17 protein-coding genes and 1 tRNA gene are annotated in these 20,844 nt (G+C 63.1%); 6 read left to right on the plus strand and 12 right to left on the minus strand.

All coding sequences use genetic code 11. From position 1 onward, the window contains the following. Positions 1–4 precede the first annotated feature (4 nt). The gene (locus ACSMXN_RS01220) at positions 5–724 is read right to left on the minus strand and encodes a TetR/AcrR family transcriptional regulator (protein ID WP_022915381.1); all 720 of its coding nucleotides are present in this window, start codon (positions 722–724) and stop codon (positions 5–7) included. Between the two features lie 639 nt (positions 725–1,363). Beyond that, positions 1,364–1,435: transfer RNA gene (locus tag ACSMXN_RS01225), tRNA-Lys, on the minus strand. Between the two features lie 275 nt (positions 1,436–1,710). Between ACSMXN_RS01225 and ACSMXN_RS01230 the strand changes: the two genes are divergently transcribed. Then, the gene (locus ACSMXN_RS01230; RefSeq protein WP_022915380.1) at positions 1,711–1,875 is read left to right on the plus strand and encodes a hypothetical protein; all 165 of its coding nucleotides are present in this window, start codon (positions 1,711–1,713) and stop codon (positions 1,873–1,875) included. Here ACSMXN_RS01230 and ACSMXN_RS01235 read toward each other — a convergent pair. Together ACSMXN_RS01235 and ACSMXN_RS01240 are read right to left on the minus strand one after the other, a co-directional pair. Beyond that, entirely contained in the window at positions 1,870–2,766 is an 897-nt protein-coding gene (locus ACSMXN_RS01235; RefSeq protein WP_455407671.1) for an alpha/beta fold hydrolase, read from the minus strand. The two genes, ACSMXN_RS01230 and ACSMXN_RS01235, sit on opposite strands and share 6 nt — an antisense overlap. Positions 2,767–3,033: 267 nt before the next feature. Beyond that, a complete protein-coding gene (locus tag ACSMXN_RS01240) occupies positions 3,034–4,077 on the minus strand; it encodes an ANTAR domain-containing protein (RefSeq protein ID WP_022915377.1) in 1,044 nt (347 codons plus the stop codon). Positions 4,078–4,813: 736 nt separating this feature from the next. Between ACSMXN_RS01240 and ACSMXN_RS01245 the strand changes: the two genes are divergently transcribed. The 4 genes from ACSMXN_RS01245 (at position 4,814) to ACSMXN_RS01260 (ending at position 9,136) form a co-directional block, all read left to right on the plus strand. Next, entirely contained in the window at positions 4,814–5,893 is a 1,080-nt protein-coding gene (locus ACSMXN_RS01245; protein WP_455407672.1) for a sulfite oxidase, read from the plus strand. Between the two features lie 320 nt (positions 5,894–6,213). After that, positions 6,214–7,695 carry a cytochrome ubiquinol oxidase subunit I gene (locus ACSMXN_RS01250; protein ID WP_022916049.1) on the plus strand — a complete coding sequence of 494 codons (1,482 nt, stop codon included), beginning with the start codon at positions 6,214–6,216 and terminating at the stop codon, positions 7,693–7,695. Continuing rightward, the gene (locus ACSMXN_RS01255) at positions 7,695–8,753 is read left to right on the plus strand and encodes a cytochrome d ubiquinol oxidase subunit II (protein ID WP_022916050.1); all 1,059 of its coding nucleotides are present in this window, start codon (positions 7,695–7,697) and stop codon (positions 8,751–8,753) included. Before ACSMXN_RS01250 ends, ACSMXN_RS01255 begins: the two co-directional genes overlap by 1 nt. Then, positions 8,750–9,136 carry a DUF1801 domain-containing protein gene (locus ACSMXN_RS01260; RefSeq protein ID WP_022916051.1) on the plus strand — a complete coding sequence of 129 codons (387 nt, stop codon included), beginning with the start codon at positions 8,750–8,752 and terminating at the stop codon, positions 9,134–9,136. The genes ACSMXN_RS01255 and ACSMXN_RS01260 overlap by 4 nt, the downstream gene beginning before the upstream one ends. Positions 9,137–9,293: 157 nt before the next feature. On the opposite strand, the gene ACSMXN_RS01265 is transcribed toward ACSMXN_RS01260, so the two are convergent. The 7 genes from ACSMXN_RS01265 to ACSMXN_RS01295 form a co-directional block, all read right to left on the minus strand. Continuing rightward, on the minus strand, positions 9,294–9,971 hold the full coding sequence (locus tag ACSMXN_RS01265; protein ID WP_155958617.1) for a hypothetical protein: 678 nt from the start codon (positions 9,969–9,971) through the stop codon (positions 9,294–9,296). Positions 9,972–10,249: 278 nt separating this feature from the next. Beyond that, positions 10,250–11,671: a DUF2252 domain-containing protein gene (locus tag ACSMXN_RS01270; RefSeq protein ID WP_022916053.1), complete on the minus strand. Its 1,422-nt coding sequence runs from the start codon at positions 11,669–11,671 to the stop codon at positions 10,250–10,252. Positions 11,672–11,889: 218 nt separating this feature from the next. Next, positions 11,890–13,263 (minus strand): MFS transporter, encoded by a 1,374-nt coding sequence (locus ACSMXN_RS01275; protein ID WP_022916054.1) that lies wholly within the window; start codon positions 13,261–13,263, stop codon positions 11,890–11,892. A 51-nt stretch (positions 13,264–13,314) separates the two neighbouring features. Next, a complete protein-coding gene (locus ACSMXN_RS01280; protein WP_455407673.1) occupies positions 13,315–13,743 on the minus strand; it encodes a DUF7144 family membrane protein in 429 nt (142 codons plus the stop codon). 75 nt (positions 13,744–13,818) lie between these two features. Beyond that, the gene (locus tag ACSMXN_RS01285) at positions 13,819–15,945 is read right to left on the minus strand and encodes a phage holin family protein (protein ID WP_022915314.1); all 2,127 of its coding nucleotides are present in this window, start codon (positions 15,943–15,945) and stop codon (positions 13,819–13,821) included. Between the two features lie 6 nt (positions 15,946–15,951). Then, a complete protein-coding gene (locus ACSMXN_RS01290) occupies positions 15,952–16,587 on the minus strand; it encodes an STAS domain-containing protein (protein WP_022915315.1) in 636 nt (211 codons plus the stop codon). A gap of 170 nt (positions 16,588–16,757) precedes the next feature. Continuing rightward, on the minus strand, positions 16,758–17,159 hold the full coding sequence (locus ACSMXN_RS01295) for a DUF7144 family membrane protein (protein ID WP_022915316.1): 402 nt from the start codon (positions 17,157–17,159) through the stop codon (positions 16,758–16,760). 248 nt (positions 17,160–17,407) lie between these two features. Between ACSMXN_RS01295 and ACSMXN_RS01300 the strand changes: the two genes are divergently transcribed. Next, positions 17,408–20,179: an HAD-IC family P-type ATPase gene (locus tag ACSMXN_RS01300; protein ID WP_027139927.1), complete on the plus strand. Its 2,772-nt coding sequence runs from the start codon at positions 17,408–17,410 to the stop codon at positions 20,177–20,179. 39 nt (positions 20,180–20,218) lie between these two features. Here ACSMXN_RS01300 and ACSMXN_RS01305 read toward each other — a convergent pair whose 3' ends face one another. Next, positions 20,219–20,746, minus strand: a complete 528-nt coding sequence (locus tag ACSMXN_RS01305) for a hypothetical protein (protein WP_022915318.1) — start codon at positions 20,744–20,746, stop codon at positions 20,219–20,221. Positions 20,747–20,844 lie beyond the last annotated feature (98 nt).

Below are 20,844 nucleotides of genomic sequence, written 5' to 3' on the forward strand. Positions count from 1 at the left end.
GGCGTCAGCCGGTTTTGCGCTTCGAAGGTGACTTTGCCGGGGGATTGTCGGTCGATACATGGCGTGCGCCGGCGAGGACCAGGCTGCTTCGTTCTCGTAGCAGGCCCAGCAGATCAACGTCGTCCACGTAGGCCCATTCGCGGATCGCCGCGTAGGCCAGTGCTTCGAGCATTGATGCAATGCTCTGCGCGCTAACCGTTTTCGGCAGTTCGCCAACCTCTTGGGCGTGAATGAAGATGATCAAAAACGCGCGCTGGAAGCCGAAATGGTCTTGATCGCGTGGGGTGTTCGGATCCGCCATCGCCTGAGCCTGAACCATCCGTCGTACCGCGATGCGTGGGCTCTTTTCGACGCGGTAGCTGAGGTTGATCAGCAATTCATCGATGACCTCGTCCGTCACGCCACCGCGGGCAAGCGTGGTGAGTGCGTCCTCGTATGAGCGCTTCGCCGTGATCCAACCGGCCTCGAGGAGGATGTCGTCTTTTCGCGCGAAGTGGAAGTAGAACGTGGCTTTTGCTACCCCGGCGCGGGCCGCGATCTCGTCTGCCCTGGTGTCGTCGAATCCGGTTTCATAGCCGCGCTCGCTCCAGAGCTCGAGTGCGGCCTTGATGATGCTTTGCCGGGTGTCTCGGGAGCGTTCCTGTACGAGTTGGGACCGCTTCGGCCCAACTTTCGCATCCTTGGCGGCGGGCGCCGACCGAGGCGTGCGCTTCAGCTGATCCACGACCGGGCCTCCTATCTTCGCCAGACGACCAAGAGGCCGAACGGTACTTTACAGCGATTCTAGTGGCCGCGGTTCAAGGTGGGCGCACAGGTCTCGCTCTCAGGTATATAGACCCAGTCTAGTTCCTCTTTACTTGTGACCTCGGTTCATTCGTCGAAGTCATGTTTGAGCGTGCTAGATCAGGTAATAGATCTATGATCAGGTTCCTTCGCCTGTTGACCCCGGGGCCCCCCGTCGAAGCAAGACTTGGTCTGATTCGAAGAATCTAAAACTGTCGCGTAAGGCGGCCACGGCTGGCCGGGCAGGCTGAGGACGTCGAAGCGACCTCGATCGCGCGCGCCCGCGATCGGCGTTGCTTGACGTCGCAAGTTGAACGGTCTGAGGCGGGGAATGTCCGGTAGTCACAAGGGAATTCGCGTGCCCGAGGAGGGTTGCTGCTACCACCTCAAGTTCCATCAGCTCACACCAGATCATCGGTCACGACGGCGGCGGGATTCCAAGCTGCTTAACCAGACAGCTCGCTCAGGAACACGACTGTCACGTATCAACCGAAGTATCTGTAACCCATCACCCGAAACACCGGCCGACATCACCGAAGGCCCACCCGCCGGCGTCAGCCGACGAAAGACACCACAAATGTGGGCCCCGTGGGACTCGAACCCACAACCTACGGATTAAAAGTCCGCAGCTCTGCCATTGAGCTAGAGGCCCCGGGGATGCGGAAAATCGTTGGCCAAACCCTCGGGCAAAACCCTAGGGGCAACCAGATCCGAATCCCTCAGACGGACATTCTCTCAGATGGGCGGCAGAGCCCGTGCCATGGGCGCTTGAGCGGCCCTGGCCGGCTGGGCGCTGGGGCCTTGCCGTTGGTTGACCCCCCGGGCGGGTGATGTCGAATTCTCCCAGCGCTAGGCGCCCTGATGCTCGTATAGCGGCGAGGACCAGGGCTCGGCGCCCCTAGATCCGGTCATACCGATCCTCGGATCTTGGTTGAATCGGCGTCAACGGACAAGGACGTGTTCGACGGGCCTCCGGAACTGGTCACCGGCGATGACGAGCGTCGGCGAGCCGATCTTGTCGAGGTCGAGGCGTACGTGGAATCGCTGCCCGCGTACGTGCGCAGCTGGCTCGCCATCGGCGCTGCCCTATGACAGCTCGTGAAGATCAAGTACCGCCTTCACAACAGCGTCCGGATTGTCGTGTGGCATGTCGTGCCCGCTTGAGACAAGTCGGTGATCAATCAGCCGAGTGAACCGCTCGCGGTGGGCCTGGACGCTCCGTGGCATCACCATCGGATCCTCCGTCGGGTCCAGAACGATTGTCGGAACAGTGACCTGCGGCTGGGCCGCCAACTGTCGCTCGATCCCGTCATACATCGGATCGCCAGGCGCCAGACCATACCGATGCCGATAAGAGTGGATCACCACATCCACGAAGTCCGGGTTACCGAAGGACAGCGCGGCGCGATCGAAATCCTCGACTGGGAACGGACGGCCTGGAGCCCATTCGCGCCATAGTTGCGCCGTCAGTTCACGCCGGTATCGCGCCAGACCCGCGCGGCCCCGCTCGCCATGAAAGTAGTACTGATACCAGGCGCGGCTTTCCTCCAGTGGCACCGATGGCTCGGCGAAGCCCGCAATGTCCTGGATCCCGTAACCGCCGATAGCGACCAGGCCGCCGATCCGCTCAGGCCACAGCGCCGCAGCAATGCACGCTGCCCTGCCACCCCAATCGAAACCGACCACGACAGCACCGTCGAGCCCGAGCCCATCGATCACCTCGATCGCATCCTGCCCGATCGCCGCCTGCTGACCAGTCCGAGATACCACCTCCGGCAAAAACCGGGTCGGGCCGAAGCCGCGCAGATAGGGCGCGACAACCCGGCCGCCCGCAGCCGCGAGTCCGTCCGCGACGGCCGCATAAGACCACGGATCGTAGGGAAAGCCATGCAACAACAACACCGGCCACCCATCCCGCTGGCCGGCAGTCTCCGCCACGACCGATAGCTGCCTGGTGCCCACCATCATCCGCTCGAACTGCACGAACACGAATCTAGGACCCCGCGAGCGATGCGATCAATGGTGTCTGCATCGTGATGCAAGATCCCGACGGCTCGACCTCAGCATACGTTAGAGAACTGAAGGGACTGACAGCGAGGTTTGCCTTTGCTGCGTAAGGCGAAAGTGGCTCGGCAGTTCGTGCCAGTAGCCGTCGGAGGGTGCCAGGCTTCGGCGGTACCCAAACCAGCGGCCGGCCGGGAGGTGAATGCATCAACTCGCGCACCTCACCCTCGTCCGCACTTGCGGCCATCACTGTCCGCTGCTCGACTCGCCGATCAGCCCAAGTTCTTGCGCGCCGGCAACAGCCTCAGCACGTGAGTGCACGTGGAGCTTGCGATAAATGGACTCCACGTGACTCTTGATAGTGCTACGAGATAGGTTAAGCCGGGCGGCTACCTGAGACAACGTCAGGTGCGTGGACAGCAGCGGAAGGATGCGTAATTCGGCCGCCGTCAGCGTCGATGCGCCGAGGGTATGCATCGGTTGCCCGTTCAGGTGAGCGCGCAGGTTCGCTACCCCGAGGACGGGGCTCCCCAGTCGTGGACGTCGATGTAGCACCAAGTCGATCTCATTCAGCATGGTGCTGGCGGCCGGTCCATCCTCCAGCTCTCCGCGGTCGATGACGTCGAGTGCGACGTCGCGGAGTTTTCGGTTGCTGCGTTGGCTGACGACGCGGAGTAGGTCGAAGGCTTGGTCTTTGGGGATGAGAAGGCCCTTCATGACGATGCCGATCGCGACGCCGATGTCGCGGTTGGTGGCGAGCGCTTCCTGGAGGTTCGCGGTCTGATCCTGTGCGGCTGCCTTGGCCAGGGCGATGGCTGACAGAGTGGCGAGCAGGTCGAGGGTGGTCAGATCGAGGGATGCGAACGCGGCGAGTTGTCGTGAGTAGAGGTTGAGTGTTCCGAGGGTGTCGTCGTCTTCTAGATACAGCCGGTGGGCCATCATGCTGAGCACTTCGGTGCTGGCCACGGCTTTCGGCCCGAACAGGGGCCACCGTTCATCGGTGCTGAGATCGTCGGAACGGAACACGTGGTGGACCTGCTGGGCATCGACACAGGGTCCTTCGCCTACCTCGTACTGGATCGCGTCGACCTGCATGGGCAGGTCGCCGGTGGTTGCGATGGTCCGGAAACGCCCGTTCGGAGCCTTGACCGTGATGCTGGCTTCTTGGGCACCCTCGATGGCGGCGACCGCGTAGTCCACTACGGCGGTGAGCGTGGAATCCGGGGTGGGTTGTCTGCCGAGTTCGCGGCCGAGCGTGGCGAAGTTGTCGGCGATCTTTCGGTACGGCATGAAACACCCGGTTCCCGTGAAAGCGAGACGGCGCCCTGAGCTGTCCTCGATTGCGGCCGGCTGAGTGCCGCACTGTTCTCGGCAGTGGCGGCAGACCCACGTTCGGCGAGCAGCACGGTTAGGCATACACCGAGCTAACTCCCGCAAAACATCCGCCGACCTCGCCCAAACAGAATGAAGTGCGCTTCAGCGCCCTGAAACGTGGTTCGGCCCGGGCATTCCATCCGTGATGCCAGGCCCAACCGGGTGCTTCTGAGCGCAGGTAAACGCGCCTCCTTCACCTCGTCCAGCATCGCCGACCGGCTCGGCACGAGCTTTGCCGCTCTGACAGCGGTCCCTGGCGACGGCCACTCAACATAGCCGCGCGGAGGCGCCACGGACGTGCTGCGACCGAGGTTTCCAATCATTCACAGTGGATGAGGACGGCGGACCGCGTGTCGGTGATGCTCGAAGTAGTCCTGATCTGGTGCATTGGGCGTTTGGCCGCGTATCTCGTTTGGTTGAGGAGTCCGAGGAGAAGCGATGGCGACAGCGGACTAGCGGCCGAGCCCGGACCGAGGACGATGTCCAATCACATCTCCGGGCCGCGGGCCCCGGCCGATCCCATCGCCCAGAAGATCGCGAGCAATCCCCGACCGTCGTGCAGCCCGTCAAGCACGCGGTCCGCCCCGATGACGGGCAAGAACTTTCCGACACGCTACAACGAACTCGACACCTGACGACGAAAGGCACGGACGTGACAGTCCTCGACGATCTCCAACGGCGACGCGCGGCACTGCAGATGATCAACCCGGCGCCGTACAACGCCGAAGCGCCACCGGAGGCGCTGAGCGGTGAGCTCACGCCCACGGGGATGCACTACGTGCGGAGCAACTTCGTCGTGCCCGAGCACGACGGGGTCGTCGAGGTCGGCGGCGCGGTCGAACGTCCGCTAACGCTGACGGTCGACGACCTCCGGGCCATGCCGAAGGTCGAGCGCGTGGTCACGCTCGAATGCGCCGGCAACGGGCGCCTGGCGATGCGTCCACTGCCCACGGGCGAGCCGTGGGGTGACTACGCAGTATCCACCGCGCGGTGGGGCGGTGTACTTCTACACGAGGTCCTGGCTCAGGCGCACCCGTCAGCGGACGGCGTCGAAGTCCGGTTCGAGGGCGCCGACCACGGCGCGTACCACCTGACCCCAGTCCTGCCGGAGACCAGCCGGACCGACGTAACCTTCGTCCGTTCGCTTCCGCTGGCGCACGTAACCAATCCGGGCGCCGAGATCCTGCTCGCCTATGAGATGAACGGCGAACAGCTGGGCCCCGACCACGGCGCACCCTTCCGGATCGTCGTCCCGCACTACTACGGCGTCGCCTCGGTGAAATGGCTCAAGCGGATCGACGTCCTGACCGAGCCGTTCTCTGGCGAGTTCCAGACTGGGCACTACATGTACCAATGGGCCGACCGGCCTCCGGAGACGGTCGCCCACATGAGGGTGCGCGCGCGGATCACCGAACCCGCCGCAGGATCGATCATCCGCGCCGGCACCTGCATCGTGCGTGGCAAGGCGTGGTCCGGAACCGGGCCGGTGACCCGAGTGGAGGTCAGCCTCACCGGCGAGGGCGACTGGAACGAGGCGCAGCTCCAGCCGCCCCGCGGCCCGTACCAGTGGCAGGACTGGTCCTACGACTGGGACGCCACCGCGGTCGGGAGGCACACACTTCGCGCCCGGGCGACCGACGCTGCCGGCAACGTCCAACCGGACGTTCCACCGTGGAACCGACTTGGTTACGGCAACAATGCCGTGGAAGTCATTTACATCGACATCAGCTGACGTCGGCGCCGTCCCACGGTCGACCCCGAGAGCCTTGTGCCGCAGGCCTCAGCCGCCGCGCCGACAGACGAGCGCAGAAGTGCTTTCCCGGCACGCAGCACCCGACCGCCATACAACCCAGCCACAATAAGCACGTCCGTCTGTGGACTCGACTGATCGCGCTACGGCCGTCAACCGACCGCGCGGCCGGCGCTCGTCTAACCGTGTGATGCCGGTGATCGGTCTAAGCAAGTTGGTCAGGGTCGCGGTCGCCGGTCAGGCGCTATACGATCCGTGCCATTGGCGGTCGCACGCTCAGCGAGGAGGCGCTGCCATGAACTGTGGCAAACTCGGCGCCTGTTCGCGAACTGGCGCCAAAGCTCGTCGGCTGGACAGCCCGCGGGCGTGAGATGACGGTCGTCAACGCTGTCAGTCTGCTAGCTGCCCCCGCGAGTGGCGATGTTGTTCCGGCGCGGGCTCAGATGGCGTCAACGTTGGGTTTTCACATCATCTTGGCGTGCCTTGGGATCGCCTTACCAACGTTCGTGCTTCTTGCTGAGTACATCGGTCTGCGTCATTCCAACGAGGTCGCCATGACCCTGGCGCGCCGCTGGTCGCAAGCGATGGGTGTGCTGGTGGCTGTTGGCGCCGTGACCGGAACGGTGTTGTCGTTCGAGATGGGCCTGCTGTGGCCGGGGCTGATGCGTCGATACGGCGCGGTGCTCGGTCTGCCGTTCGGTGTCGAAGGTTTGTTCTTCTTCCTCGAGGCCGTGTTCACGGCCATCTATCTGTATGGGTGGGGGCGGTTGCGCGGTTGGGCTCATTTCTGGTCCGGTGTGCCCATCGCGGTCAGCGGTGTGTTCGGCGCGATGTCGGTTGTTGCTGTGAATTCATGGATGAACCAGCCCGGTGGGTTCACCGAAGCGGACGGACAGATCACGTCGGTCAATCCATGGCGGGTGTTCTTCAACCGCGCGGCCGCCTACGAGATGCCGCACATGATCCTTGCTGCGTACATGGTGGCCGGATTCCTCGTCGCCGGGGTGTATGCGACCGGCATTCTCCGCGGCCATCGGAATGCCTACCACTACACCGGATTCGCGCTTGGATTTGTCCCGGCGGCAATTCTCACTCCGTTTCAGATCTTCGTTGGTGATACCGCTGCCCGCGCGATCGCGCACGACCAGCCGATCAAGTTTGCGGCGATGGAGTATGTGCCGAAGACATCCACGCACGTTCCCGAATGGCTCGGCGGTGTCTACGTCAACGGCCATGTCTACGGCGGTATCCGGATCCCCGATATGGATTCACTGCTGGTCGGCTTCAGCCCCAACACCAGGGTGATCGGGTGGGAGACCGTACCCGCAGCTGAGCGGCCCCCAGCGGCATGGCTCATTCACCTTTCTTTCGACGTCATGGTCGGACTGGGCTCCCTGCTGTTACTTGTCGGGCTTTGGGCTGCCTACAGCTGGTGGCGGCACCGGCAGTTGCCATCACAACGGCTGTTCTGGCTGCTCGGTGCCGTGAGCGGCCTGGCCGCGATCGTTGCCATGGAGGCCGGCTGGGTGGTCACTGAGGTTGGTCGGCAGCCCTGGGCCGTCTACCGGCTGCTGACCACGGCCGACGCAGCTACGAAAAACGGCGGGGTCGTGACAACCCTGACCCTGATCATCGTCGGCTATGCGGTGCTGGGGGTCGCGACCATCCTCGTCCTTCGGATGTTGAGTGCGCGCTGGCGACGTGGCGACGCCGATCAGGTGGACGTCCCGTACGGACCGACGCCGGATACGCCGAAGCCCGACGAAACCTCGGTGGGTGTGTGATGATCGCCGACACGGTCGGGGGCATTCTGCTCGCGGGGGTCAGTCTGTACGCCATCCTCGGTGGTGCCGATTTCGGTGGGGGCCTGTGGGATCTACTGGCCGGCACCACCCGGTGGGGACGGGCACCGCGGGCCCTGATCGACGAGTCGATCACCCCAGTGTGGGAGGCCAATCACGTCTGGCTGGTTCTCGTCCTGGTGATCTTCTGGACTGCGTTCCCGGACGCCTTCGCCCCGGTCATGAGCGTGGCGGCGGTGCCGCTGTGGCTCGCCGTCGGCGGAATCGTGCTGCGCGGCGCCGGCTTCGCCTTCCGCAAGGAGCTGACCTCGCCCGGCCAGCAGCGTCTCGCTGGCGCGACGTTCGCCTTCTCCTCACTGATCACACCGTTCTTCATGGGCACCGTCATCGGCGCTATCGCGACTGGCCACGTGCCTGCCGACGGTACCCATGCCAGCCTGTCCGCGTGGACCAGTGCAACCTCGTTACTCATCGGGTTTCTGTTCGTCGCCGCCTGTGGCTACCTCGCCGCGGTTTACCTCGTGGGGGAAGCCGACCGCCGCGACGACCGGCGGCTGCGCGTTTACTTCACCCGCCGCGCCCAGTTCTCCGCCCTCGTGGCCGGGGCGCTCTCACTGGCGACGCTCGCCGAGTTGCACAGCTCGAACCGAATGCTCTACGACCGACTGACCGGACGCGCGGTTCCGCTTGTCGTGCTCGCCGCGGGTTGCGGGCTGGCTGTGGTGGTGCTGCTGACGATCGGACGTCGCACGGGCGTGCGGCTCATAGCCGCGCTCGGCGTAGCGGCCGTCGTGTGGGGCTGGGGCGTCGCCCAGTACCCGACGCTGTTGCCTGGCACGACCGTGACCGTGTCGGACGCCGGCGCGCCGCATGCCACCCTCGTGGCACTCGTCGTCCTATTCGGTTTGATCGTGGCGCTCGTCGGACCGGCCTTCGCCTTGCTGTTCACGCTGCAAAGCCGCGGCGTACTCGTTCAGCCCAGCGAATTCACGACCCCGCCAGAGGCGAGCTCGACCGGCCACACGAACTCGGCAACATGAGCGCCCGTCGTGACTCCCGGGTTGATGACTACATCGCCAACCTTCCTGATTGGCAGCAAGCGGTATGTCAGAGGATTCGAGCGATTGTCCACTCAGCAGACGACGCGGTTGAAGAAACCATCAAACGATCCGTCCAGCCCTATTTCGTGCTCGACGGCAACATCTGCGCGCTGCTTGCTGCGAAAACTCATGTCAATGTCTTCATTTACGACCCCACCGTTTCAGACCCGCATGGGGTCATCAATCAAGGTCACGACAACGCGACGGCGAAAGCAGTCCAGATCCGTCTGGACGACGAGATCAACGAGGGGGCGATGCTGGAGCTGTTTCGTGCAGTCATCGCCAACAACCGAGCCGGAGGATGGCGACGATTGGCCAACTGAAGCAGGTCACATGCGCAAGCGCGTGAACGAACTGATCAACGCTGACCTACGTTTTTCCTTCGACAATGACGCTTGGGGCTAAGGTCACGGGCAGCCGCTGGGCGGACGAGCCAATTCAGAAACACCAAGGTGCCGCGCGGATTGTGTCGGGGCGGAGCTACCCCATCGGCCGAGCCTCGCTGGAGCCCGGTCCGTTACCGTCGAATTGCGTGCGAAGCCACCCTTGATACGAACCGCTTTCCTGCCACAGGAACTGCCCGTTGTCGGCCGGTAGATGTTGGAACAGCAGCGCCGCGCTTTCGTGGATGAGCGGTTGGAGCTCGTCCGTCACACCCATGACCTCGAACCCAAGGCTCCACCATGCCGTAGCGTCCACCTCGAGCTGGGCGAGCTCGACAGCGCACACGGTGACAAGCTCTGGCCGAGTCACTGACGCAGATAGCCTCCCCCCGGCGAGCGCGAGAAATGTTGTCCGCCTGACTTTGCGCACCTGCTTCCAACCCGATGAGCCTGCTGCGCTGCGCACGGCTGAGGTGACTGGGAACGACCATCGTTGCCAGAACTCCATGACACCCTGCGCACGTCCGGGCACCTCGAACGGCCCCGGGCTCCCTTGGTACACCTTCACCTCCAGGGCCCCGCCGCCCCGGATCTTGACCGAAAGCCCCACCAGGTCTGGGCTGATCAGATAGTCGTCATCGCGCGATTCCATCAGAGTGGGAAACCGCTCGAACCACTGCAGCACTCCTGCGCTGGGTTGTCCGGCTCGGATCCAACGAACCTCAAGCCTCGGCGGACCACCCGGGTCCGCATCGCTCGGACTATATCGGGTCACTGACGTCCCGTTCGTCCGGAAAATGATATGCCGATCGCCAATCGCGGCCGCGACTCGCTGGCGTGAGGCGACGGCGCGTCGCCTCCGGGATGAATCTGATCCGCGTACGGCATGCGGTGGCCCCCTTGAACTGGCACAATCACGATCCATCAATCGAGGCCATTAGCTCCTCGTCCTAACCGGATGATTGCTGTACCTGCCACCAGGCCACGCGGCAGATGCCGAGGTTGTCTGGGGGGCGAAGGCGTTGGGGCGGATTAGTAGCCAGCTGGGACAGCTCAGACACCTTGGATTGCCTCCAGTTCGCCAGTCCGGATGGCCTTCGCGAATTGCTCGTAGTCTCGTTCGTTCTGATCGGCGTAACGCTGGGAGAAGTCCGTGACCGAACGGTCGAACTTGTCGCTCTTGCCGAGGTACGCGGCGATCGCGACCCGGTCACCGGAACGGGCGTGTGCCCGCGCCAACGTCCATCCGCAGGCCTGAGCGTAGGTCATCATGCCGATGGGGGTCATCGCCTCGACTTCGGCGGAGCCTTTCATATCGCGTAATTGGCGCCAGTAGTAGTTGCGGCTCACGTCGACACCTTCGGTCCAGCCGAGGAAGATGTCACTGGCGGCTTGCATCATCCGCTGACCCTCGACGACGCGGCGCCCGTGGTTGCGGTAGCGGCTCTTGGGCAGGTGGTCCTCCAACACCGACGCGGTTGCTTCCTTGACCTGCAGGAACAGCGGATCGTGTTCATCGCGGCCCTCGAGCAGGCCGATCCACGCCCTGGTTCCCACGCTGCCCACACCGACAACCTTGCGAGCGATATCGACGAGTTCGTAGTTTTCGAGCAGTCGATTTCGGTCATCCTGCAGGGTGGTTCGGTAGGCGCGCAGCTGGCCCTCGATGCGTTCCATGATCTGATCTCGTGGGCCGAAGACCTCAGTCAATTCCCTCGCCGGGATGACGATCGGAGGCTGACTCACGATGCGGTACCGGCCGTCGACGTGCTCGGCGAGCTTTGAAAGCGCCTGCAGGTTGTCGTGGGTGCGGGCTTTCGCCAGCTGCCTCTGAGCACCCGCTAGGAGAGTTTTCTGCTTCCTGCTCCCGGCAGTGGCAGCGAGGCCAAGATTGAGAAGATCGTCGTCCGACATTCGCGCGTACCAGATCTCCAGCACTCCACGTTCGGCGAACTCGGCCATCGCCTGCCGGTAGGCAGCCACCGACGACATCGTCGCCGCACGCGCGTCGGACTTGCCGAAGCCGTTGTTGCGGGCCGCGATCGTGAAGCTGGCGGCCAGCCGTTTGACGTCATACTCGAACGGGCCAGGCAACGTCTCATCGAAATCGTTGAGATCAAACAGCAAAGTCCGTTCGGGTGAGGCGAACGCCCCGAAATTGGACAGGTGAGCATCACCGCACAGCTGAACGTTCAGACCGGCCGTAGGGGTGCCGTTCAGGTCGCTAGCCATGATCTTGGCTGTGCCGCGGTAGAACGTGAACGGTGACACGCTCATCCGCCCGTGCCGCACCGGAATCAAGTCGGGTTCCCGGCTCGCATTCTGCTCCTTGAGCAGTCCAATGGGATCGGGTCGGTCCGGGCTCGGCGTCCATCCGGAGTGGCTGTCCTGGGCTGCGTGCGTTCGCGCAAGTTTGCCGCGCGCCCGCAATTCATCAACACTGGGGCGGGCAACGTGAGCAGGCGCTGTGGTCATCGTGGAGCCCTTCCGGCATCGGGTGTCACGACTTGCGGGCTTGGGCTGAGACGCCGCCCGCATCGTCTACGAGGATGACCCGCCGAGTGGTGAAGTGCATCATCCCTCCGGGATGACACCGGTCTGACCGCAGCGTCCGTCCGTCACGAACCGCGGCCTAGCGTCTGGAGCGCGCGACGTCGCGCGAAGCCCGTTCCGCGGGCGTGCCTTGGTGCGTGCTACCTCTCTGCGGGTTGTTGGGCGGGCGAGGCCGTGGCGACCGGAACGGAGCCGCGCGGGAGGAGAAACGCGGCCACCAGGCCGACAAGCCCGAGGGCGGCGATCGTGATCAGCGCGGCCCCGTAGGCAGCGTTGCTCAGGCCTGCGACCAGGATCGTGCCGGCTACTGCGGTGCCGAGGGATGAGCCGAGGTTCGAGACGCAGCGTGATAGGCCGGAAATCTCTCCCTGCAATGCCTCACCAAAGCTCGACTGCACGATATTGACCGAGGGTGTCAGCATCCCGCCGAGCCCGAATCCGATTAGTAACAGGCCGGGTGCAAACGCCCACGCACTGGGCGAGCCGTGCGCCATGGCGATCAGCAGCAAGACACCGGCGATTGTGATGACGAAACCGGCGACAATGAGGGTGCGCTGCGCTCGCCGCTTGGCGAATCGTTCCGCACCAAATGAAGAAATGAGCAAACCAGCAGTCGCTGCGGTGAAGATGACGCCGGTCTGGATCGCGTCATAGCCACGCACCACCTGCAGATACGCCGAAACAGTGAATGACACGCCGAGGAGCAGAAGCCATTGAATGTTCTGGGTAATGAGGCCGAGGTTGGACGTCCGGTTGCGGAACAGCACCGTGGGCAGCAACGGCTCCTTTCCGGCGCGTTCCTTCTGCCGCTGCGTCTGAAAGAACCAGACGAGTACGACGACTCCGGCGGCGATGAGCGCCACCGTCAACCATCCGTTGTTATCGGCGGCCAAAATGCCGGTGACAAGCAATATCAGACCGACCGCGGACAGCACAGCGCCCAAGGTGTCGAATGAGCTCGTCGGGTCTGGCGGTAGCGGATCCTTCATCGTCCGGCTCATGAAGACGATCACGACGATGATCAGTGCCTGAAAGATGAAAGCTGCTCGCCAGCTGATCGCTGAGGTGATGAGGCCGCCGATGAGCGGGCCGGCAGCCGCGCCGATACCACCCATCGCACTGATGACTCCGAACGCACGGGCGCGGGAGGTGAATTCGGTGAAGAACAGGGTCGCGAGAATGTAGACGGGTGGGATGAGCATCGCGGTGCCGACGCCCTCGAGGATCGAGTTTCCCAGGATAAGCACACCCAAGCCAGGCGCCACGGCGCTCAACACTGCGCCGACGCCATATACGGCAAGGCCGAGCTTGAACAGGCGCACCCGTCCGTAGCGATTGGTCAGCTTGCCGCCGGGAATCATCAGCGCTGCCATGACCAACAGGAAGATCGTGATGGCGACCTGGACGCCTTGCACCGTCGTGTCAAGGTCCTTGCTGATGTCGTTGATCATGACGTTCATGTTCGAGCCGGCGAAGCTGCAGATGAACTGGGCGAGCGCCAGCGGCAGGAGCACTTTTCGCAGTGCAGGGGACGGCCGACCTGTTGAGCTATCTGCAGCCACTTCTTAGCTCGCGGCGGGCGTGTGACTCGGCTGTTTGGCGGCGTGCTGAGATTCGACGGCTTCCCGTCCGCCGTAAACGACGAGCGCGTACACGACGAGCAGGGCGATGAAGACGTAGGTCAAGGACCACACCGGGTAGTAGGGCATCCACCACACTGCGCTGATGGCCAGCAGCGCGGCCGCGATGACCCCGATCCAGCGCCCGACTGCGGAGCCCATGAAGATCGCTACGGAACCGATTCCCAAGACGATGGCGACGATCAGGTAGACCCAGCCGTAGGTGTTGAGGCTATGGCCGAAGATCGCGCCTTCGAGGTTGCTCGGGAGCACCCCGTCGTACCGGAAAGCCCAGATCGCGTCGAACAAGCGCATTATTCCGGCGATCCCTATCATCGTGCCGGCAAAGATCCACCAGCCCTCTCCTTTGACCATCGTTCACCGGCTTTCTTGCACCAATATCATGCACCTTTGGAGTCGAACTAAACGATCGTCGCGCCTTTCAACCGGTCAGGAATCATCCTTTGCGGATGAGCGGCGGCCGTAGATCTCCAGCCAACGGACCAACTGCCGGTGCAGCTGGTCCGATGAGGTCAGCTGAGGATCCGACAATGCCCAAGAAGCGGGATGAAGCAAGACCGCCTGGGTTTGGGCACCGCCAGCGCCACCGTGGCAACCGACGAGCTCCTCGAACGCCGCGACCTCGTCCGTGCCGTCCTCGAGCAAACTACACACAACGATGTCTCCAACGTGGTCACGCCCAGAGTGCTCCAGCAAATCCGCCGCGATCTGTTCGCCGTAGGGCGCCAGTGGATCATGCCCGATCACAGTGTTGTCACGCAGCGTCCGGAGCCCCGCAATGCCGATGGCTACCGGTCCTCGGGTATTGGTCTCGACGACGACAAAACCGATTCCAGGGTGCTTCGCGAGCCCGGCGACTAGATCGGGATGTAGTTCGGTCATACGCTCAAGAGTCAGTCGGCCAGGAAAACGAGGCAGATACAGCATCGCGAGATTGCCCGACGCGACGACAAGCAGATCCGGACGTGCCTCGACGTCGGCTGGGCTGTGCCCATCGCTCGAGCCATTGTTGACATCCTCGGCCGGCCAACGGTCACGAAGACCCCGCCGGGCCATCGCAGATCCGACGCCGTTCTGCGCGGTGAACTCCGTGAGCAGGGCGTTGATCGGTCCCCACTCCTCGACACGTTCGTCATGGGTGGACGATGAAATCGGGCCCGACATCAGACCGCGTGCGACGTCATCCAGCGATGCACCATAGCGTTGCCTGAAGGTTGCGCCCTGACTCTGCCCATGATCGGAGATCAGCACGATCTCGTACGGATTTGGTCCTTCTCTTGCAAGCCGCTCCAACCGACCGATGACGCGATCGAGGCCGGTGAGAGCAGCTAGCGACTCCGGTCGCGTCGGACCGGCGTGGTGCGCAATCTCGTCATAGTCCACGTAATCGCAATAGATGACCGGGGCGCCGCGTCCCATCTGCTCGGCGATCAGAACCGTGTTCAGCTCGCGCAGGAGGACATTGGTGGCCGCTCGCAGTGCGACATACGAACCGGCCCGCGAAATGCGAGGCTGGATGTCTCGGCGTCGCTGCTTACGCGCCTGGAACAGTTCCTTGACCATCTCGCCGAGCGTCAAGACGAGGGCGCGGGAGAATCCATTGGGACTCACCAAGAAGATTGCGGATCCGCGAGACGCCTTGTTCCGGCGAGACACTCGACTGAACGTGAGTGCCGCTGATTCGGCGTCTCCGGAGAACACATTGCTGATACTTGCCCCACCGCCACTGAGCAGGCCGGCACCATCGCTCAACAACGTCTCGACATAGGCCGCGTCGGCTGGCCGATTGGTCACGACGAGACGTCCGGATTGTTTCTCGTACCACCGAAATGCGGGAACATGTCGCGCGCCGCCGTGCAAGATGCCGGCCTGGCTCGCCGGTGTGGTTGACGGTATTCCGGTGTGCCACTCGACGAGTCGATGGCTGCCATCGCGGACCCATCGGCTCAACGTCGGCAGGTTGCCGGCAACGATCAACCAGTTCAGCAGCGGCGCTGACAACCCGTCAATCTGCACAATCAAAACGCCGGGACGGGCGTCCGGTCGGGGCAGGTTCCGTTCACGTGCCGAAGACCGCAACGTCAGGGCGATTAGGGCGTCCGCCTCGTCAGCGTCACCGACCCAGGCGATGAGCGCGGTGAGGGTCGCGGTCAGCCAGGCAGCGAACAAGGCCCACCAGAAACTAGATACGGACACGCCGGGAGCGATCGAGATTGCCAGGTAAGTGAGTGCGGCTTGCGCAAACAACCCGATCAGCATTGCGCCCACCGGGGACATCAGAGCAGCCATCGCCACTAGTAGTGGCCGAAGCAGTGTCGACACCGCCGCCAATACGACGGTCGTGACCAATATCGATAGATCGCTGGTCGTCGTGATACCGGGAGCGATCAATAGCACAACCCATACAACGCCTGCGGCAATGACCGCATTTGCGAGCAGCGACAAGACCCGCGACCCCGTCGGACGCCAGGTCCGGAGTACAGCTACCGGCGCATTTGCCTTCGTCTTGTCGTTCGGCCCGGCTTGAATTGCCGCTCCCTGGATGTTCGCCGACACCCCCTTCTACCGCGACCGATCTCGACCTGCGGCGCTGCTCGGCCGCGCGGCGCCTGGACCAGCTGTATCCAGTCGTGAGACCGTACCTGCCACGTCTCCATCTGACGCCTGTTCAGTTGCAGGGGGTGGTGTGGCTGCCGTCGCGCGCGACACGAATGAGGCACCCAAGTTCCCAATGTCGAATTCCGAGACGAACTCAGTCGGAACATTCGCGAGGACGAACTCGCAGCCGAAAGCTCGGGCGCGACGTTCGACCTGAGCTAGCAAGCCACTGAGCCTGCCGTCGCAGGAGGTGAGTCCTTGCAGGTCGAGGACGATGCACGCCGCTCCGTTGCGAAGTATGCCGTGCAAATGTTGTCTAATCAGCACCAGTGCGGAGGCGTCGAACGTTCCCGATATCACCAGCACGGCATAGGCATCCTGTACAACACAGGCGACCGCGAAGTTCGGCCGCGTGTTCCGAGGCGAGCATCGACTCGAAGAAGTCTGGTGCTGTCCGGTTATCGCTGTCCACACGATCGCTTTGCGTAGCGCTGCCAATTGCTCGTGGAGTGGGCGGGCACGTTGGCCGACGACGTGCCAATGTAGTGCTCGTGCCACGGGAGTCTCGGCGCCCTCGAAGGTGCAATGTTCAGTCGCCATCACGGACCTCCTGCGGTTGAGGCTGCTTTGATTGTGCTCTCAACCGATCGGAAAAGCTGCTACGCCTTCCATCCGCGACAACCGTTCCGTCGTTTAGTTATGTGGCGCCGGGGAATCTGGACTAGCCGGGACATGTGCTAGCCGGGACATAGCCGGGACATGTGCTAGCGCTAGTACGCCGCCTCGGCGGCGTCGAACGCTTCGCGTCCGCCGTAGGCAGCCAGCGCATAGATCACCAATACGCTGATCCCGACGTAGGCCAGAGACCAGACTGGGTAGTAGGGCATCCACCAGATCGCGCTGACCGCAGCGATTGCGGCCGCGACGATACCCACCCAGCGACCTACATCTGATCCCATGACCACTGCGATGGAACTGACTATCAAAATGATGGCCACGATGAGGTACACCCAGCCGTAAGTGGTCAGGCTGTGCCCGAAGATCGCGCCTTCGAGGTTGCTCGGCAGCGTGCCGTTGTAAGCAAATGCCCAGATGGCATCGAAGATACGCATGATTCCGGCAATCCCGAGCATTGTGCCAGCGAATAACCGCCAGCCTTCACCCTTGAACATGGTGCGTCACCTTTCGGTCATTCGTCAGCGCCTAGTCGTTGTCGCGGTGGTCGGCCCATCCGACAGTCGTTGACCTCGCACTTCGATGATTGCCGACGTTTGGTCATCGCCCATCATCCGGAGCGGATGAGCCGAGGATGGACGCGGGCCTCGTAGACGATATCCCTTGCGTATTTGGCGATTGGGATACACGATTCGAATACGGGCTCTCACGAGCTGCGGTCAAGTGTGTCCCCTAGAGGCCGCAAATGGCGATCCAAACCAACGCTGGGCCGCAGCGCCCGGCCGCACCTACTGTCGTTTGGTACACCCGCTCGCCGCGTGAAGTGGCATCAGAGCTTGCGGTGGACCCGGAAGTCGGTCTCAACGCGGCGGCAGCCGCTGCGGCGCTGAGCCGAAATGGCCCGAACGCGCTGCCGGAGGAGAAGCCGAAACCGGAATGGCGCCGCTTTCTTGAGCAGTACCGCAGCTATATGCAGATAATCCTGGTCGTGGCGGCGATCGTCTCGCTGTTCATCAAGGAGTGGGGGACTGCGGTCGTCCTCGTCGTGCTAACTCTCCTCAACGCCGTCGTCGGTCTGAGACAGGAGGGCAAGGCTGAGAGCGCGATGAACGCGCTCAAGTCGATGATGAAGGCGACAGCGCGGGTGCGTCGCGACGGAACAGAATCAGAGATACCCGCCGAAGAGGTGGTGGTCGGTGACGTGGTGTTGCTCGCAGCCGGTGATGAGGTACCCGCCGACGGCCGCATCATCTCCGCCAACGCTCTGCAGATCGACGAGTCGGCGCTGACCGGGGAGAGTGTGCCGGCGGCCAAGGACGCCGAGACCATATCCGTTGGCCAAACGGGAGAAACCCTTGAGCTAGGGCCAGGCGACCAGACGAACATGGCTTTCATGAACACCCCCGTTACCCACGGCAGTGCGACGATGATCGTCACCGGTACGGGCGACGACACCGAACTGGGCAAGATCTCCGGGATGCTGTCGGCTACGGCACGAGAGGCGTCGCCTCTGACGAGGGAACTCGACCGGTTGACCTTATGGATCGCGGCTGCTGCCGGGCTCACCATGATCGTGATGTTCGCGCTGGGTCGTGCCCGTGGTGAAGCATGGGACGCGCTGTTCGTCAGCGCCGTGTCGCTAGCCATCGCCGCGATCCCCGAGGCGTTGCCAACCGTCAGCCAGACGATCCTCTCCCTTGGCGGGGTCGACCTCGCCAAGCGAAACGCCATCGTCAAGGACCTGCCGTCGGTGGAGACATTGGGATTTACCTCGGCGATCAACTCCGACAAGACCGGCACTCTGACCATGAACCAGATGACGGCGGTCGAGGTGGTCGACCCGGGGGACCGGTACACCATTTCCGGGATCGGGTATGGCCTTGAAGGCAAGGTCCATCACGCTGTCGGCTCTTCCGGTGATATTGAGTCCGCGATCCTGCCGTACCTGATCGCCAACGACGCTCAGCTCGTCGATGGCAAGGTCGTAGGCGATCCGACAGAAGGGGCGTTACTCGTCCTGTGTTCGAAGGCCGGCCTGGATATCGATTCCAGCCGTGACAGGTTGCCTCGGTTGGCGACGTTGCCATTTGACCCTACTTACAAACTGATGGCGACCTTCAACGACGCGGTCGACGCGGCTGGCCGGCCGGTAGTGCGGTGTTTTGTCAAGGGTGCGGCGCCAGCGGTGATGTCGCGAGCCGCGACCGCCCTACGTGACGGCGAGACCACGGCGTGGGATAGCGCGCTCGCGGAGCGCGGCCGGGAGCATATGGAACGAATGGAGCGCGCCGGCGAACGAGTGATGGCCGCGGCGATGCGAGATCTGGACCCGGCGTCGTTCGATCCGAACGGTGACCTTCTCGGCTATGTCGTGGATCTGCAAATGACGAGCCTGGTCGGCATGGTCGATCCGCCACGTGAGGAATCGAAGGCGGCGATCGCAAGCGCCCACGCAGCACACATCCGGGTACGGATGGTTACCGGCGACGACGTGATCACGGGCGCGGCCATCGCCAGGCAACTCGAGATTCCGGGTGAGGCGATCCTCGGCGCGGACTTCGCCGCGCTCTCCGAGGAAGACCGCCTCGCCCGCATCGACACCATCGGCGTCGTGGGCCGGGTGGCCCCCGAGCACAAGGTGCTGCTTGCAAACACGCTGAAGCAGAAGGGTGATGTCGTTGCCATGACCGGCGACGGAGTCAATGACGCTCCAGCGATCAAGGCTGCCGACATCGGCATCGCGATGGGGAGCGGAACCGAAGTCGCAAAGAATGCCGGCCGAATGGTCCTGTCCGACGACAATTTCGCGACGATCGTGTTCGCGGTCGAACAGGGACGAAAGATCTACGACAACCTCACGAAGTACATCCGATTCGTGCTCGTCCTTCTCGTCGTCTTCGTGCTGACCTTCCTCGGCGCCACAGTGTTCAACATCGCGAACAGCGAGCCATTCACGCCCGCACAGGTCCTCTGGATCCACTTCGTGGTCAACGCACCGTTCGGCTTTGCGCTCGGTTTCGATAAGGCGATCAGCGGCTTGATGGCCCGAAAGCCGCGACCACGAGGGGGGTCCGTGCTCACGAAACCGCTCCTTCTGACGGTCGGTCTCGTTGGGCTGGTGGTCACCATTGGCCTGCTGTTGTTGATCGAACTCGGCGTTAGCCATTTTGGCAGCCTCCAGATCGGCCAGTCGATCGCGTTCACGGCGTTCGCGCTGTGTCTGATCGTCGCTGCTGCCGAATGCCGCAGCGAAACGGAAAGCGTGCTGACGCCGTCCACGTTTGACAGCAAGCAAATGAACTGGGTCACGTTGGGCGAGTTCGTGCTCGCGGTGCTGGTCACGCAGGTGGAGGTCCTGAATCGAATCCTCAACACCACCGAGCTGAATCTGCAGCAGTTCGGATGGGCCCTCGTTCCGGCGGTCGCCCTGCTCGTGCTGTGGGAACTCGGCAAGTTCATCGCTCGTCGGGCTTGGTCCGGACGCCCCGCGGCGGAGCCGGCGGCAGCGACCATTTGACGCGGACAGCTCAGCTTTCCGTTTCCTCACCTGGCTGCCTCAGTATTTGACGACGTGGCCGCCAGTCTGACTCGCGATGTGCTGAGCGAGCTGCAGTTGAATCGCGATGTCTTCTGTTGGGCCAATTTGAGGCTGTGCGAGCCAGCCATCCCCAGTAGCCGTGTAAACGTGTGTGGGGGAGGCTCCGCCAAAGAGTCCTGCCAGGTACCGTTGCGCTCCGACCAAAGCAGCTTCGCTAGGCCACGTTGAAATGTAGACCATGTGATCGGCAAACCGGCACAGAGCTTCGTGGCTCGGCACCAGCCCGACCAGTCCGAACAAAGAGTTCACTACAGGACGGTCGATGATGCAACCGAACGCGGCCGCCACTTCGGTGGAGGTTGCGCCAAGGGCAAGGTCGTTCGCCGGCGTCGTCGCCGATTGCGGTACCTTCGCCGCTGGCGTTGGGGCAGCAGTCGCAGCGGCCTTCGAGGCGTCGTGAGGGCCACTGCAGGCAGCGATCAAGACCAGCCACGCGATTGCAGTCGTTGTAGCCGGGCGAAGCCGCCGGGCGCGAAACAACATCATGTGGCTTCTCCTGAATCGGTTCGTTAGCTGAATCGGTTCGTTAGCAAAGGCGAAGGTAGCAGGCTGTATTCGCGGCGGCGACGGGCTGTCTGAGAACT

The sequence above is a fragment of the Parajatrophihabitans canadensis genome, from assembly GCF_053764775.1.

What these genes read in the sequence shown, in the direction of transcription:
- ACSMXN_RS01240 (WP_022915377.1), bottom strand. Translation starts at nt 4,077, where the DNA reads ATGCCGTACCGAAAGATCGCCGACAACTTCGCCACGCTCGGCCGCGAA.
- ACSMXN_RS01255 (WP_022916050.1), top strand. Translation starts at nt 7,695, where the DNA reads ATGATCGCCGACACGGTCGGGGGCATTCTGCTCGCGGGGGTCAGTCTG.
- ACSMXN_RS01260 (WP_022916051.1), top strand. Translation starts at nt 8,750, where the DNA reads ATGAGCGCCCGTCGTGACTCCCGGGTTGATGACTACATCGCCAACCTT.
- ACSMXN_RS01270 (WP_022916053.1), bottom strand. Translation starts at nt 11,671, where the DNA reads ATGACCACAGCGCCTGCTCACGTTGCCCGCCCCAGTGTTGATGAATTG.
- ACSMXN_RS01280 (WP_455407673.1), bottom strand. Translation starts at nt 13,743, where the DNA reads ATGGTCAAAGGAGAGGGCTGGTGGATCTTTGCCGGCACGATGATAGGG.
- ACSMXN_RS01290 (WP_022915315.1), bottom strand. Translation starts at nt 16,587, where the DNA reads ATGGCGACTGAACATTGCACCTTCGAGGGCGCCGAGACTCCCGTGGCA.
- ACSMXN_RS01295 (WP_022915316.1), bottom strand. Translation starts at nt 17,159, where the DNA reads ATGTTCAAGGGTGAAGGCTGGCGGTTATTCGCTGGCACAATGCTCGGG.
- ACSMXN_RS01300 (WP_027139927.1), top strand. Translation starts at nt 17,408, where the DNA reads ATGGCGATCCAAACCAACGCTGGGCCGCAGCGCCCGGCCGCACCTACT.
- ACSMXN_RS01305 (WP_022915318.1), bottom strand. Translation starts at nt 20,746, where the DNA reads ATGATGTTGTTTCGCGCCCGGCGGCTTCGCCCGGCTACAACGACTGCA.